The sequence below is a fragment of the Agromyces subbeticus DSM 16689 genome (genome assembly GCF_000421565.1).
In the GTDB taxonomy this organism is placed as follows: Bacteria; Actinomycetota; Actinomycetes; order Actinomycetales; family Microbacteriaceae; genus Agromyces; species Agromyces subbeticus.
In genome coordinates this window covers 278,411-290,952 of the sequence record NZ_ATXG01000002.1, presented here as the reverse complement: position 1 = coordinate 290,952, position 12,542 = coordinate 278,411, and the positions used below count along the sequence as shown (strand labels likewise).

Below are 12,542 nucleotides of genomic sequence, written 5' to 3'. Positions count from 1 at the left end.
CGTTCGTGATCATCGACATCGAAGGACGCTCGGCGTCCGAAATCGCCGAGAGTCTGCGGACGCTCATCGAGCGCGGTGCGCTGGGCCCCGGCGACGCGCTGCCGCCGGTGCGAGCGCTGGCCGAGCACCTCGGAGTCAATCGCAACACCGCGGTGTCGGCCTACCGGCAGCTCATGAACGCCGGTGTCGTCATCACGCTCGGTCGCGGCGGAACGCGAGTGGCGGGCGGCGCGCACGTCGCCCAAGAGGGGTTCGCCGCCGATACCGCGCTTCGCGACATCGGCACCGGCAACCCCGATGCCGCGCGCATCCCCGATCCGTCCCGTGCTCTGGCGCGCATCGCGGGGCGAGCCGTGCTGTACGGCGAACCCGTCATCGACCCCGAACTCGAGCGCTGGGCCGACGCGTGGATGAGCACCGACCTGCCCGCCGGCACGGCCGTGCGCCTCACGGTGACGAGCGGCGCGGCCGACGCCGTCGAGCGCCTGCTGGCACAGGCCCTCACCCGAGACGACGCCGTCGCGCTCGAAGACCCGTGCTTCCTGACGAGCATCCACACGGTTCGCGTCGCCGGCTACCGACCCGTGCCGGTTCCGGTCGATGACGAAGGCATGACCGTCGACGGCCTGCGGGCCGCCCTCGAGCAGGGAGTTCGCGCGGTCATCTGCACGCCCCGTGCGCAGAACCCGACGGGCGCGAGCCTCACCGAGCGACGGGCCGCCGAACTCCGCGCGGTGCTCCGCGATCATCCGTACGTACTCGTCATCGAAGACGACCATTACTCGCTGCTCTCGCGCCTGCGATATCACTCGCTGATCAGCGCAGAGCATCGCCGCTGGGCGCTCGTGCGCTCGGTGTCGAAATTCCTCGGACCCGACATGTGCCTCGCCGTCACGGCATCCGACCCCGAGACGGCCGACCGGCTCGCGGTGCGCCTCACGCCCGGCACCACCTGGGTGAGTCACCTCCTGCAGCGCCTCGTGCACGCGCTCGCCACCGACCCCGAGGTCTCGGCGCAGATCCGTGCCCATGGCGAGCACTACGCCGCTCGCAACGCCGCGTTCGCCGAGCTGCTGACGGCACAGGGCCTGCCGACGGCGGTGGGCGACGGCCTCAATGTCTGGGTGCCGCTCGGCGCGCCCGCCCGCGCTGTCGCCGAGCAGCTGATGCGCCGCGGATGGCTCGCCCGGCCCGGCGACGAGTTCGCACTCGACGACCACGGCCCGTCGGAGCATCTGCGGCTCACCGTGCACGACCTCGATGATGCCGATCAGCGGATGCTCGCGACCGACATCGGCAACTCCGTGCGCACGGTTCGCGAGCAGTCGAGGCGCTCGGGCCCGTCGCGCACGCCCGAGATGCGATGATCGATCGGTGAAGGTTCTCTCGATCCAGTCCGCGGTCGCCTACGGGCACGTCGGCAACTCCGCGGCCGTCTTCCCCCTGCAGCGCATCGGCGTCGAGGTGCTGCCGGTCTACACGGTCAACTTCTCGAACCACACCGGTTACGGTGCATGGCGCGGCCCGATGATCAGCCCCGACGACGTGCGCGACGTCATCACGGGCATCGAGGAGCGCGGGGCCTTCCCGCAGATCGATGTGGTGCTCTCGGGGTACCAGGGCGGCGAGGGCATCGCCGACGTCATTCTCGACGCAGTGGCCCGCGTCAAGGCTGCGAACCCCGCTGCCGTCTACGCGTGCGACCCCGTCATGGGCAATGCCACCTCCGGATGCTTCGTGGCGCCCGCGATCCCGGTGCTGCTGCGCGACCGCGTCGTGCCCGCCGCCGACCTGATCACGCCGAACCAGTTCGAACTGGGCTTCCTCACGGATACGACGCCCGACACGCTCGAGTCGACCCTTGCATCGGTCGACCTGATCAGGGCCACCGGTCCGAGCACGGTGCTCGTCACGAGCGTCGAGCGACCCGATCGCGAAGCGGGCACGATCGAGATGCTCGCCGTCGACGACGCCGGTGCATGGATCGTGCAGACTCCCCGACTCCCCATCAAGGCCAACGGCTCAGGGGATGTCACGGCAGCACTGTTCACCGCGCACTACCGCCGCACGGGCGACGCGGCAGACGCACTCGCGCGAACAACCTCGAGTGTGTTCGAGTTGCTCTCGCTCACCCACGAGTCGGGTGAACGCGAGCTGCAGCTCGTCGAGGCGCAGGAGCACTACGCCCACCCGAAACTGCAGTTCGCCGCCCGTCAGGTGCGCTGAGCGCTCAAGCGGGCCAGGCCTCGGCGATCTCGTGCCGCACCTCGCCGAGCAGGCGCGGCAACGCCTTCGTGCCGGCGATGATCGGGAAGAAGTTCGAGTCGAGCGCCCACCGCGGCACGATGTGCTGGTGCAGGTGCTCGGCGATGCCGGCGCCCGCGATTCGGCCCTGGTTCATGCCGATGTTGAACCCGTCGCACTTCGACACCTGCTTCACGACGCGCATCGCGATCTGCGTGAGCTCGCCGATCTCGGCCACCTCGTCGGGCGTCGCCTCGTCGTAGGTCGCCACGTGGCGATACGGGCAGACCAGCAGGTGGCCGCTGTTGTAGGGGTACAGGTTGAGCAGCACGTACGCGTGCTCACCGCGAGCGACGATGAGCGACTGCTCATCGCTCATCTCGGGCGCCCGGCAGAACGGGCAGGCGTGCTCATCGGGTTGCTGCCCGTGCTGGATGTACACCAGCCGGTGCGGCGTCCAGAGCCGCTGGAACGCGTCGGGCACGCCGGCGAGGTCTGCCGCGTCATCCGTCGGCACGCCGTCGAACTCGTCGGGCTGGTAGGCGCTCATGAGAACACGTCGTCGCGCGTGACCACCTGACGACGTTCGTCGATCACCTGCCGGATGCGTTCGACCGCCTCGGCGATGCGCACGCCGTTCTCTTGCGTGCCGTCACGGAACCGGAAGCTCACCGTCTCACCGGATCGGTCGTTCTCGCCGGCGATCAGCTGGAACGGCACCTTCTGCTGCGTGTGGGTGCGGATCTTCTTCTGCATGCGGTCGTCGCTCACGTCGAGCTCGGCGCGCACACCGAAGCCCTTCAACTGCTCGATGATCGCGCCGAGGTAGGGCGCGAACTCGTCGGCGACGGGGATGCCGACGACCTGCACGGGCGCCAGCCACGCCGGGAACGCACCGGCGTAGTGCTCGAGCAGGATCGCGAAGAATCGCTCGATCGAACCGAACAGGGCCCGGTGGATCATGATCGGGCGCTTCTTCTGCCCGTCGCGATCGGTGAACTCGAGCCCGAACCGCTCGGGAAGGTTGGGGTCGACCTGCACGGTCGAGAGCTGCCATGTGCGACCGATCGCGTCGCGCGTCTTGAGGTCGATCTTCGGGCCGTAGAACGCGGCCTCACCGGGCATCTCGGTGAGCTTCAGCCCGCTCGAACGGGCGACGTTGCGGAGCGCATTCGTCGAGTACTCCCAGAACTCATCGGAGCCGATCCACTTGTCTTTGTGGTCGTCGCGCATCGACAACTCGAGCTCGAAGTCGTCGAGACCAAAGTCGCGCAGCATCGAGATGACGAAGTCGAGCACCTTGGCGACCTCCTCTTCGAGCTGCTCGGGAGTGACGAAGAGGTGCGAGTCGTCTTGCGTGAACCCGCGCACGCGGGTGAGACCGTGCAGCGCACCCGAGAGCTCGTTGCGATACACGGTGCCGTTCTCGGCCATCCGGATCGGCAGGTCGCGGTAGCTGCGCCCGCGCTCCTTGTAGATGAGGATGTGCATCGGGCAGTTCATCGGCTTCAGGTAGTAGTCCTGGCCCTGTTTCGTGATGTTGCCGTCGGCGTCGCGCTCCTCGTCCATGCGAATGGGCGGGAACATGCCCTCGCGATAGGTCACGAGGTGGTTCGACTGCAGGAAGAGGTCTTCCTTCGAGATGTGCGGCGTGTAGACGTAGGTGTAGCCGCCCTCGATGTGGCGACGACGCGCGTGCTGCTCCATCTCCATGCGCACGGTGCCGCCGCGCGGGTGCCAGACCGAGAGGCCAGAGCCGATCTCGTCGGGGAAGCTGAAGAGGTCGAGTTCGCGTCCGAGCTTGCGGTGGTCGCGCTTCGCGGCCTCTTCGAGCCGGAGCTGGTAGGCGCGCAGCTCGTCTTTGGTCGGCCAGGCGGTGCCGTAGATGCGCTGCAGCTGCGGGTTCTTCTCGGAGCCGCGCCAATAGGCGGCGGCGATGCGGGTGAGCGCCCAGCCGTTGCCGATCATGCGCGTGTTCGGCAGGTGCGGACCGCGGCAGAGGTCTTTCCAGACCGTCTCGCCGGTCTTGGGGTCGACGTTGTCGTAGATGGTGAGTTCGCCGCCGCCGACCTCGACGGATTCGTGGTCGTCGCCGCTCGACTCGCCGTGGCCGCCGGAGCCCTTCAAGCCGATGAGCTCGAGCTTGTACGGTTCGGCGGCGAGCTCGGCGCGCGCCTCGTCATCGGTGACGACCCGGCGCATGAAGCGCTGGCCCGCACGAACGATGCGGGACATCTCTTTGTCGAGTGCCTTGAGGTCGTCGGGAGTGAACGGCTCGGCAACGTCGAAGTCGTAGTAGAACCCGTCGGTGACGGGCGGGCCGATTCCGAGTCGGGCCTCGGGGTTCACCGTCTGCACGGCCTGAGCGAGCACGTGGGCCGCTGAGTGGCGCAGGATGCTGAGACCGTCGGGCGAGTCGATCGTGACGGGTTCGACCTCGTCGGTGTCGGTGACCGTCGTGGCGAGGTCCTTGAGCTCGCCATTGACGCGCATTGCGACAACGGATCGGTCGGTGAAGAGCTCGAAGCCGTCGGCCACCTGGATCCACTCCTTGAAATCGGTCTACAGAACCCTTCAACTGTAGTCGCCGTGGCCTGACCCGCTCGGCACCTCGGTGCTGCCCCGGAGGCGACTCGCACATCACCGTTTAGAGTTTTCCTCATGAATGAGACAACGAAAGAACTGGGCGCTCGCAGCGAGTTCGATGAGCGCGTGATCGAGCTCGCCGACTTCGAACCCGACATCCGGCTCGAGGAGTGGGCTGAGAAGTACCGAGTCGGCGAACTCGTGCTCGGCCCCATCTTCTGGGCGTCGATCGACCTCCTCTCCCCCGTGCACACCGTCGGCCGCGGTCGCACGAATCTCACCCTCATCCGGCCGACGATCATGCAGACCGACGCCGCCACTCCCTATGCCGGGCTGGACCGACGCGAGTCGCCGACGCGCAACCCGGCGGTCTCGATCCATTTCGAGCCGGCGGCGTACGGCATCACGGGGGTGGGCACCTACGTGTGCACCTTCTCGGTCGAAGCCTTCGGCCGGGTGACGCTGAACGGGAGCGGCTACGCAGCGTCGGGCACGGTCGTCGGCGCCGGCCCCCGGAGCGTCAGCGGAAAGCAGACGGTGACCATCACGCTGAAGAACCTTCCCGCACACGGCGGCTGGGCGGCCATCGAGCAGACGGCCGGCGAAGCCTGGTCGTGGTACTCGACGCGCATCGCCTACCCGCCGCTCGTGTTCGAGCAGTTCGGCTGATCGGCACGCCGGAAACGACGAAAGCCCCGGCGATGCCGGGGCTTTCACATGGTGGGCGATACTGGGATCGAACCAGTGACCTCTTCCGTGTCAGGGAAGCGCGCTACCGCTGCGCCAATCGCCCAAGTCGAGAATGGAAGTTCTCAGCTTGGAGGTGGATACGGGATTCGAACCCGTGTATACGGCTTTGCAGGCCGCTGCCTCGCCTCTCGGCCAATCCACCGTGTCTGGGTTCACCACCAAAAGAACAGGAATGGGGCTTTCGCCCCATCCTGATCAGAGCGGATGACGAGATTCGAACTCGCGACCCTCACCTTGGCAAGGTGATGCGCTACCACTGCGCCACATCCGCATTGCCCGCGTTTTTGCGTGCAGAGAGACTCTAACCGATTCTCTGAACGATTCACAAACTGACGGGGTCGGCCAGCGGAATCACGCCGGTCACAGGCCGAATCCGCCCCTGATCCCCGGGCGTGTCGACGTCATCCCGGCCTCATCGCCAAGCGCATGGTTCGGCATGCTGGCGCTCGATGTGCATTCGCCCCACCGGGTCGGCTAGTATCGATTCCGCGGTCACCGCGTGTGACTCGCAACTCCCACATGGGCGATTGGCGCAGCTGGTAGCGCGCTTCCTTCACACGGAAGAGGTCGTCGGTTCGAGCCCGGCATCGCCCACGAAAGCCCCCTCTCCACAGGGGGCTTTCTTCAATCCCGGGTGCAAACCCGCGTCCCGCCGGATGGCCCGTTGTGGCTGCCTCACTCCCCCAGTACCGTGTGCAGTACACGCAACGAAGCGGAGGGGAAGCCCATGTCAGGCGAGGTGTCGTTCATCGAGTTCGGGGCAGCGGACGCCATGACCGCACGCAGCTTCTACGGAAAGCTCTTCGGTTGGTCGTTCGAGGCCGGTCCGGGCGCGGCTGGCTACTCCATCGACGGGGCGGGTGTGCCGGCCGGGGTGCACGGCAGTGATCCGGGCGCCGCACCCTACGTGTTCTTCAGCGTCGATGACCTCGACGCCGCCGTCGCCGCCGTTCAGCGCCTCGGGGGAACCGTCGAATCGTTGAACGGTGCCGACGACGAGGAGACCGTCGCGGTCTTCGGCGAGTTCCGGCTGTGTCGTGACGACCAGGGGTCGCCGTTCGGGCTGCACCGGCCCTCGCGGGCGTGAGGCGTCAGCGCCAGCCATACCGCTCGTCGAGAGCTGCGGCGACGCGGCCGTACCGCTTCGCATCGAGCGAGGCGGCCTCACGCCGCATGCCGTCGGCACGCACCCGGAAGACGCGATCGATGCGCGCCCAGCTCGGGCGCCCCGCGGCATCCCAGTCGCCGGTTCCGAGGGAGACGAAGTCGCGATCGGCGTCATGCGCCTTGCTCGTCAGTTGCACCGCGAGATAGTCACCGGCGCCGGATGCCGCGACGATCACGACCGGGCGGTCCTTGCCGCGCCCGTCGTTCTCCTCATAGGGCACCCACGTCCAGACGATCTCGCCGGGGTCGGGCTCTCCATCGCGTGACGGTGCATACGCGAGCCGCACGCCGCGCAGCGCCCGCGGATCGACCTCGAGCGTCGCGGCCGACCCCGACTGCCCCGGGGAGAGCGTGTCGGTCGCGAGCACCGGTCGCGCCGCGGCATCCGCTCGCTTGGTCGAGCCGGTTCCGAGCAGCGCGCCGAAGACGCGACCGAGGGCGGTGAGGAAGCGGCTGGTGTCTGACACACCGGCACACTACCCCACCGCCCTCGCGAGCCGTTCGGGCCCATCAGGGCCCGACGGTTCAGACGGTCTCGAGCTTGTACGCGTCTTCGCCGTGCACGACGGTGTCGATGCCGGCGATCTCGTCTTCGTTCGTCACCCGGAAGCCCATCGTCTTCTGGATGATGGTGCCGATGATGTAGGTCACGACGAACGAGAACACGAGCACGGAGAATGCCGCGATCGCCTGCACCAGGAGCTGCGTGCCGTCACCACCGGTGAAGAGGCCCTTGTCGGTGGCGAAGAGACCCAGGTAGAGCGTGCCGATGAGGCCGCCGACCAGGTGGATGCCCACGACGTCGAGCGAGTCGTCGAACCCGAGCTTGAACTTCAGGTCGATCGCAAGCGCGCACACGGCACCGGCGACGAGGCCGAGCACGATCGCCCAGCCGGGGGTGAGGAAGGCACAGGCGGGCGTGATGGCGACCAGGCCGGCCACGGCGCCAGAGGCGGCGCCGACTGAGGTGGGCTTTCCGTCCCTGATCTTCTCCACGAGAAGCCAGGCGAGCAGTGCGGCTGCCGGCGCGGCGAGCGTGTTGATCCAGGCGAGTGCCGCGGTGCCGTCGGCAGCGAGCTCGGAGCCCGCGTTGAAGCCGAACCAGCCGAACCACAGGAGGCCGGCGCCGAGCAGCACGAAGGGCGGGTTGTGGGGCACGTGAGCACCCTTCGAGAACCCGACGCGCTTGCCGAGCACGAGCGCGAGGGCGAGCGCCGCCGCACCGGCGTTGATGTGCACCGCCGTGCCGCCGGCGAAGTCGAGTGCGCCCGTGCCGAAGAGCTCCTGCATTCCGTAGGTGATCCAGCCGCCGTAGGTGAAGTCGCCGGTTTCGGGGTCGAGCCCGAAGTTGAACACCCAGCTTGCGACCGGGAAGTAGACGATGGTCGCCCAGACGGCGGCGAACACCATCCACGCGCCGAACTTCGCCCGGTCGGCGATCGCGCCCGAGATCAGCGCGACCGTGATGATGGCGAACGTCGCCTGGAACGCCACGAAGGCGAGCGGCGGGTACGCGGCGCCCTCGGGGGTCTCGAGCAGGCTCGTGAGTCCGAGTGCCGACCAGTCGATGGCGAACGGCGCCGAGAGCCCGTCGGCCGATGGGAAGGCGATCGCGTAGCCGTAGAGCACCCAGAGCACTCCGATGAGGCCGATGGCGCCGAAGCTCATCATCATCATGCTGATGACGCTCTTGGCCTTGACGAGACCACCGTAGAAGAATGCGAGTCCCGGCGTCATGAGCAGCACCAGTGCAGCCATGATCAGCAGGAACGCCGTGTTGCCTTGATCCATCTCGAACCTCTCTCGGATTACAGGGGGAAGCCTGTGCGCCCCAGTTTCACGAGGCGACGTTTCCGAAGAGATCGTCTGTTGTTTCGAGTTGGTTACGTCGTGGGCCGTCAGGTAAACAGCACGTTTCGCAGCGCGGGGCAACGCATGGGAATCGCCCCGGAGAGCCGCGTCAGTCGTGCGGCGGCAGCTCTCCCGTGGTGAGCGCGATCATGCGCGACATCGCCCGCAGGTACTTCTTGCGATAGCCGCCCGACATCATGTCAGCAGCGAAGACCTGGTCGAGCGGCAGCCCGCTCGCGATGATCGGCACCTCGGCGTCGTAGACGCGGTCGATGAAGGCGACGAGCCGCAGCGCCGCGTTCTGGTCGGTGAGTTCGTGCACGCCCTCGAGCGCGATGAACTCGAGGCCCGCGACGAGCTTCACGTACTTCGAGGGGTGCACGGTCGCAAGGTGTTCGATGAGCTCGTCGAAGCCGTCGAGCGACACCCGGTGGCCTCGAGCGGCAAGGGCGGCGGCGGTGCGGGAGACATCGGCGTCGCCCGCGAGCGACTCGGCGTGACCCTCGGTGTCGCGGCGGCGGTAGTCGAGGCCGTCGATGCGCAAGGTCTCGAAGTTCGAGGAGAGGGCGTGGATCTCGCGCAGGAAGTCGCTCGCCGCGAACCGTCCCTCGCCGAGTGCGTTCGGCGGCGTGTTCGAGGTCGCGGCGACGCGGGTGCCGCCCGCCATGAGTTCGCCGAGGAACCGCGTCATGAGCATCGTGTCGCCCGGGTCGTCGAGCTCGAACTCGTCGATGCAGACGAGCTTCGCGCCCCGCAGCAGGTCGACGGCCGGCTGGTAGCCGAGCGCGCCGACGAGCGCCGTGTACTCGATGAAGGTGCCGAAGTATTTCGGGCCGTGCGCCACGTGCCAGAGGGCGGCCAACAGGTGCGTCTTGCCGACGCCGAAGCCGCCGTCGAGATAGACACCGGGCAATTCGATGCGGGCAGGGCGCTTGCGGGAGAAGAATCCGCCCGGGCGCTGCGCCGCGCGCCAGGCGCCGGCGAACTCCTTCAGGCGTTCGAGCGCCGCCTGCTGCGACGGGAAGTCGGGGTCGGGCCGATACGACTCGAACGACGCGTGCTCGAACTGCGGTGGCGGCGAGAGCTCGGAGGCGATCTCGGCGCCCGAGATCGACGGGTTCCGCTCGATGATGCGAATGAGGGCATGGCTCGATGCCGTGGTCATGCTTGAGGTGCTCCCGTGTTGCATCGGATGACCGGCGTACTGACTTCGCCCGTCGCGCCGCGTAGATTCGTGGGTGGACAGGTGTTCAGCCTAGTCCGCTCCCCCGAACACCCCGCCCGACCGGGCGATCCCAGGAGGTACCCATGTCCGCCGAGTTCGACTCCGCTCAGAAGCTCGCCGAGTACGCGCACCCCGAGCGTCTCGTCACCACCGCGTGGCTCGCCGAGCACCTCGGTGAACCCGGGCTCGTCGTCGTCGAGTCCGATGAAGACGTGCTGCTCTACGAGACCGGCCACATCCCGGGCGCCGTGAAGATCGACTGGCACACCGACCTCAACGACCCGGTCGTGCGCGACTACGTGAACGGCGAGCAGTTCGCCGCGCTCCTCGGCTCCAAGGGCATCGCCCGCGACACGACCGTCGTGATCTACGGCGACAAGAACAACTGGTGGGCCGCTTACGCACTCTGGGTCTTCACGCTCTTCGGTCATGACGACGTGCGCCTCCTCGACGGCGGTCGCGACCTCTGGATCGCCGAGGGACGCGACATCACGACGGATGCCCCTGAGGTGACACCGGTCGAGTACCCGGTGGTCGAGCGCGACGACCGGGCGGTGCGCGCGTACAAGGACGACGTGCTCGCCCACCTCGGCAACCCTCTTATCGATGTTCGTTCGCCCGAGGAGTACAGCGGTGAGCGCACGACCGCGCCGGCGTACCCCGAAGAAGGCGCGCTGCGCGCCGGCCACATCCCGACCGCGGCATCCGTGCCGTGGGCCCGTGCCGCTGCGGCCGACGGTACCTTCAAGTCGAGGGAGGAACTCGACGCGATCTACCGCGGCGAGGTCGGCCTCCAAGACGGTGACGACATCGTCGCCTACTGCCGCATCGGCGAGCGGTCGAGTCACACCTGGTTCGTGCTGAACCATCTGCTCGGCTTCGAGAAGGTGCGCAACTACGACGGCTCGTGGACCGAGTGGGGCAGTGCGGTGCGCGTTCCCATCGTGACCGGTGCCGATCGCGGAGAACTCCCCGCCCGCTGAGCCGGGCGACGGGCAGGGGCGCGCCGAGCCATGGGAGAATGAATCCGATGGATGCGACGACCCTGCCCGCTCGACTCGCCGAGACCCGAGACGACTTTCTCGCTCTCGGTGTGCGCGACCGCCTGCAGCTGCTGCTCGAGTTCTCGAACGAGCTGCCCGAGCTGCCCGAGCGCTACGCCGACCATCCCGACCTCTTCGAGCGCGTCGAGGAGTGCCAGTCCCCCGTGTTCATCTTCGTCGAGGTCGACGAAGGTCGCGTGCACCTCTACGCCACGGCCCCTGCCGAGTCGCCGACGACGCGCGGCTTCGCCTCGATCCTCGCGCAAGGGCTCGACGGCCTCACCGCGCAACAGGTGCTCGACGTGCCGGCCGACTACCCGCAGTCGCTCGGTCTCGGCGAGGCGGTGTCGCCGCTGCGCGTCCGCGGCATGACGGGCATGCTCGCCCGCATCAAGCGGCAACTCCGCGAGCGACTCGCCGCCTGAGTCGCGAGCGCCGAACTCAGCCGGCGATCTGCGCCTCATCGCCGCGGCTCGCGACCAGGTCGCCGTGGCGCACGAGCCAGCCGTGCACGAGCGCGGTCCACCGCTCGGGATCGTGATTCCAGAGTTTCGTGTGCCGAGCGCCCTCGAACTCCTCGAACTGGATCAGGTCGGGCCGCGCGGCGGCGAATCGGCGCGAGCCGTCGATGGGAACGAAACCGTCGTCGACGCTGTGCATGAGCAGCATCGGCACCTCGAACTCCTCGGCCCGCGCGACGGGGTCGAGTTCGGCGACGTCGATCGGTGCCGCGATGCCGGTGAGGCCGGCGCCGAGCGGTCCGCCGAGCACCTGCACGACGAGGTCGCCGAGCTCCGGCGGCATCCGGTTCAGTGTGCCCTGGAATCTGAGGATGTCGGTCCAGTCGATCGCCGGAGAGTCGAGCACGACCCCGACGAGCCGCTCACGCACCTCTTCGGAGCGCAGCACCGCCTGCAGCGCGATGGCGCCGCCCATCGACCAGCCCATGAGCACGATCTGCTCGGCGCCGTGTTCGACCGCGAACCGAGTCGCGGCGACCACATCGGCCCACTCCGTGCCGCCGAGGCCGTATCGGCGGTCTTCGCTCTCGGGCGCATCGCCGTCGTTGCGATACGTCATGAGCAATGAGTTCCAGCCGGCGTCGCGGGCCGGCGCCACCGCACGCAGCGTCTCGGGCCGTTTCGCGCCCCGACCGTGCACCTGGATGACCCACCGAGCCGAGGCATCCGCCGACCTGATCAGCCAGGCGGGCGCCGGACCGAGCTCGGTCTCGACGACGACGTTCTCGTACGGAGCATCGAGCTCCCACGGGCCGAGGTGGTAATAGCCGTCCATGCGACCTCGGGTCGCTCGATCGAGCCGCCCGAAGTCGACGGAGTCGATCGAACGACGCACTTCGCGTTCGCCGTCCTCAATGACGTCGCCGAGGCGTGCATGGCCGGCGTCGCGGTCGAACCAGAGCCCGTACCTGCCGCGCATACGAGTCTCGTCGGAGGCGAGGAGCGTGATCTCGCCCGCCGGCAGGTCGACGCTGACGATGCGCACGTCTTCGAGGCGTTTGCCGGCCGGCGTGACCACCTTTCGAGCGAAGTACACCGCCACCGCGCCGGTGGCCGCGCCGATCGTGAGCGCGACGAGTCCCACGGCGGATGCCGCTATGCCGATGGTCGTGCCGACAGCTCGCTTCCGACGCATCCGTTCCTCCCGAAGTCACC

The 12,542-nt window shown here is 68.0% G+C and carries 12 protein-coding genes and 4 tRNA genes; 7 read left to right on the top strand and 9 right to left on the bottom strand.

Annotation, left to right across the window (positions count from 1 at the left end; translation table 11 throughout):
- The first annotated feature begins 5 nt into the window (after positions 1 to 5).
- A complete protein-coding gene (locus tag H521_RS0105105) occupies positions 6 to 1,367 on the top strand; it encodes an aminotransferase class I/II-fold pyridoxal phosphate-dependent enzyme (RefSeq protein ID WP_026481924.1) in 1,362 nt (453 codons plus the stop codon).
- 7 nt (positions 1,368 to 1,374) lie between these two features.
- Positions 1,375 to 2,226 (top strand): pyridoxal kinase PdxY, encoded by an 852-nt coding sequence (gene pdxY / locus H521_RS0105100; RefSeq protein WP_022891950.1) that lies wholly within the window; start codon positions 1,375 to 1,377, stop codon positions 2,224 to 2,226.
- Between the two features lie 4 nt (positions 2,227 to 2,230).
- On the opposite strand, the gene H521_RS0105095 is transcribed toward pdxY, so the two are convergent.
- Both H521_RS0105095 and thrS read right to left on the bottom strand, forming a co-directional pair.
- Positions 2,231 to 2,794, bottom strand: a complete 564-nt coding sequence (locus H521_RS0105095) for an HIT family protein (RefSeq protein ID WP_022891949.1) — start codon at positions 2,792 to 2,794, stop codon at positions 2,231 to 2,233.
- Positions 2,791 to 4,737 carry a threonine--tRNA ligase gene (gene thrS, locus H521_RS0105090; protein WP_245560940.1) on the bottom strand — a complete coding sequence of 649 codons (1,947 nt, stop codon included), beginning with the start codon at positions 4,735 to 4,737 and terminating at the stop codon, positions 2,791 to 2,793. The genes H521_RS0105095 and thrS overlap by 4 nt, the downstream gene beginning before the upstream one ends.
- A gap of 168 nt (positions 4,738 to 4,905) precedes the next feature.
- Between thrS and H521_RS0105085 the strand changes: the two genes are divergently transcribed.
- Positions 4,906 to 5,499, top strand: a complete 594-nt coding sequence (locus H521_RS0105085; RefSeq protein ID WP_022891947.1) for a hypothetical protein — start codon at positions 4,906 to 4,908, stop codon at positions 5,497 to 5,499.
- A 49-nt stretch (positions 5,500 to 5,548) separates the two neighbouring features.
- Here H521_RS0105085 and H521_RS0105080 read toward each other — a convergent pair.
- The 3 genes from H521_RS0105080 to H521_RS0105070 all read right to left on the bottom strand — a co-directional run bounded on the left by H521_RS0105080 (position 5,549) and on the right by H521_RS0105070 (position 5,851).
- Positions 5,549 to 5,623, bottom strand: a tRNA-Val gene (locus H521_RS0105080).
- Positions 5,624 to 5,648: 25 nt separating this feature from the next.
- A tRNA-Cys gene (locus H521_RS0105075) sits at positions 5,649 to 5,722 on the bottom strand.
- A 57-nt stretch (positions 5,723 to 5,779) separates the two neighbouring features.
- Positions 5,780 to 5,851, bottom strand: a tRNA-Gly gene (locus tag H521_RS0105070).
- A 250-nt stretch (positions 5,852 to 6,101) separates the two neighbouring features.
- Between H521_RS0105070 and H521_RS0105065 the strand changes: the two genes are divergently transcribed.
- A tRNA-Val gene (locus tag H521_RS0105065) sits at positions 6,102 to 6,174 on the top strand.
- Positions 6,175 to 6,307: 133 nt separating this feature from the next.
- Positions 6,308 to 6,667, top strand: a complete 360-nt coding sequence (locus H521_RS0105060) for a VOC family protein (protein ID WP_022891946.1) — start codon at positions 6,308 to 6,310, stop codon at positions 6,665 to 6,667.
- A gap of 4 nt (positions 6,668 to 6,671) precedes the next feature.
- Here H521_RS0105060 and H521_RS0105055 read toward each other — a convergent pair whose 3' ends face one another.
- The 3 genes from H521_RS0105055 to zapE form a co-directional block, all read right to left on the bottom strand.
- Positions 6,672 to 7,214: a type II toxin-antitoxin system PemK/MazF family toxin gene (locus H521_RS0105055; RefSeq protein WP_022891945.1), complete on the bottom strand. Its 543-nt coding sequence runs from the start codon at positions 7,212 to 7,214 to the stop codon at positions 6,672 to 6,674.
- Between the two features lie 58 nt (positions 7,215 to 7,272).
- A complete protein-coding gene (locus H521_RS0105050) occupies positions 7,273 to 8,538 on the bottom strand; it encodes an ammonium transporter (RefSeq protein WP_022891944.1) in 1,266 nt (421 codons plus the stop codon).
- Between the two features lie 169 nt (positions 8,539 to 8,707).
- Positions 8,708 to 9,763: a cell division protein ZapE gene (zapE, locus tag H521_RS0105045; protein ID WP_022891943.1), complete on the bottom strand. Its 1,056-nt coding sequence runs from the start codon at positions 9,761 to 9,763 to the stop codon at positions 8,708 to 8,710.
- A gap of 143 nt (positions 9,764 to 9,906) precedes the next feature.
- Between zapE and H521_RS0105040 the strand changes: the two genes are divergently transcribed.
- Entirely contained in the window at positions 9,907 to 10,806 is a 900-nt protein-coding gene (locus H521_RS0105040) for a sulfurtransferase (RefSeq protein ID WP_022891942.1), read from the top strand.
- Positions 10,807 to 10,853: 47 nt separating this feature from the next.
- Positions 10,854 to 11,291 (top strand): SufE family protein, encoded by a 438-nt coding sequence (locus H521_RS0105035; RefSeq protein WP_022891941.1) that lies wholly within the window; start codon positions 10,854 to 10,856, stop codon positions 11,289 to 11,291.
- Positions 11,292 to 11,307: 16 nt separating this feature from the next.
- Here H521_RS0105035 and H521_RS21610 read toward each other — a convergent pair whose 3' ends face one another.
- Entirely contained in the window at positions 11,308 to 12,522 is a 1,215-nt protein-coding gene (locus tag H521_RS21610) for an alpha/beta hydrolase family protein (RefSeq protein ID WP_051159182.1), read from the bottom strand.
- Positions 12,523 to 12,542 lie beyond the last annotated feature (20 nt).

Excerpts from the sequence above, each read along its gene's own strand:
- H521_RS21610 (WP_051159182.1), bottom strand. The coding sequence starts at position 12,522 with ATGCGTCGGAAGCGAGCTGTCGGCACGACCATCGGCATAGCGGCATCC.
- zapE (WP_022891943.1), bottom strand. The coding sequence starts at position 9,763 with ATGACCACGGCATCGAGCCATGCCCTCATTCGCATCATCGAGCGGAAC.
- H521_RS0105060 (WP_022891946.1), top strand. The coding sequence starts at position 6,308 with ATGTCAGGCGAGGTGTCGTTCATCGAGTTCGGGGCAGCGGACGCCATG.
- H521_RS0105085 (WP_022891947.1), top strand. The coding sequence starts at position 4,906 with ATGAATGAGACAACGAAAGAACTGGGCGCTCGCAGCGAGTTCGATGAG.
- thrS (WP_245560940.1), bottom strand. The coding sequence starts at position 4,737 with ATGCGCGTCAATGGCGAGCTCAAGGACCTCGCCACGACGGTCACCGAC.
- H521_RS0105035 (WP_022891941.1), top strand. The coding sequence starts at position 10,854 with ATGGATGCGACGACCCTGCCCGCTCGACTCGCCGAGACCCGAGACGAC.
- H521_RS0105040 (WP_022891942.1), top strand. The coding sequence starts at position 9,907 with ATGTCCGCCGAGTTCGACTCCGCTCAGAAGCTCGCCGAGTACGCGCAC.
- H521_RS0105050 (WP_022891944.1), bottom strand. The coding sequence starts at position 8,538 with ATGGATCAAGGCAACACGGCGTTCCTGCTGATCATGGCTGCACTGGTG.
- H521_RS0105095 (WP_022891949.1), bottom strand. The coding sequence starts at position 2,794 with ATGAGCGCCTACCAGCCCGACGAGTTCGACGGCGTGCCGACGGATGAC.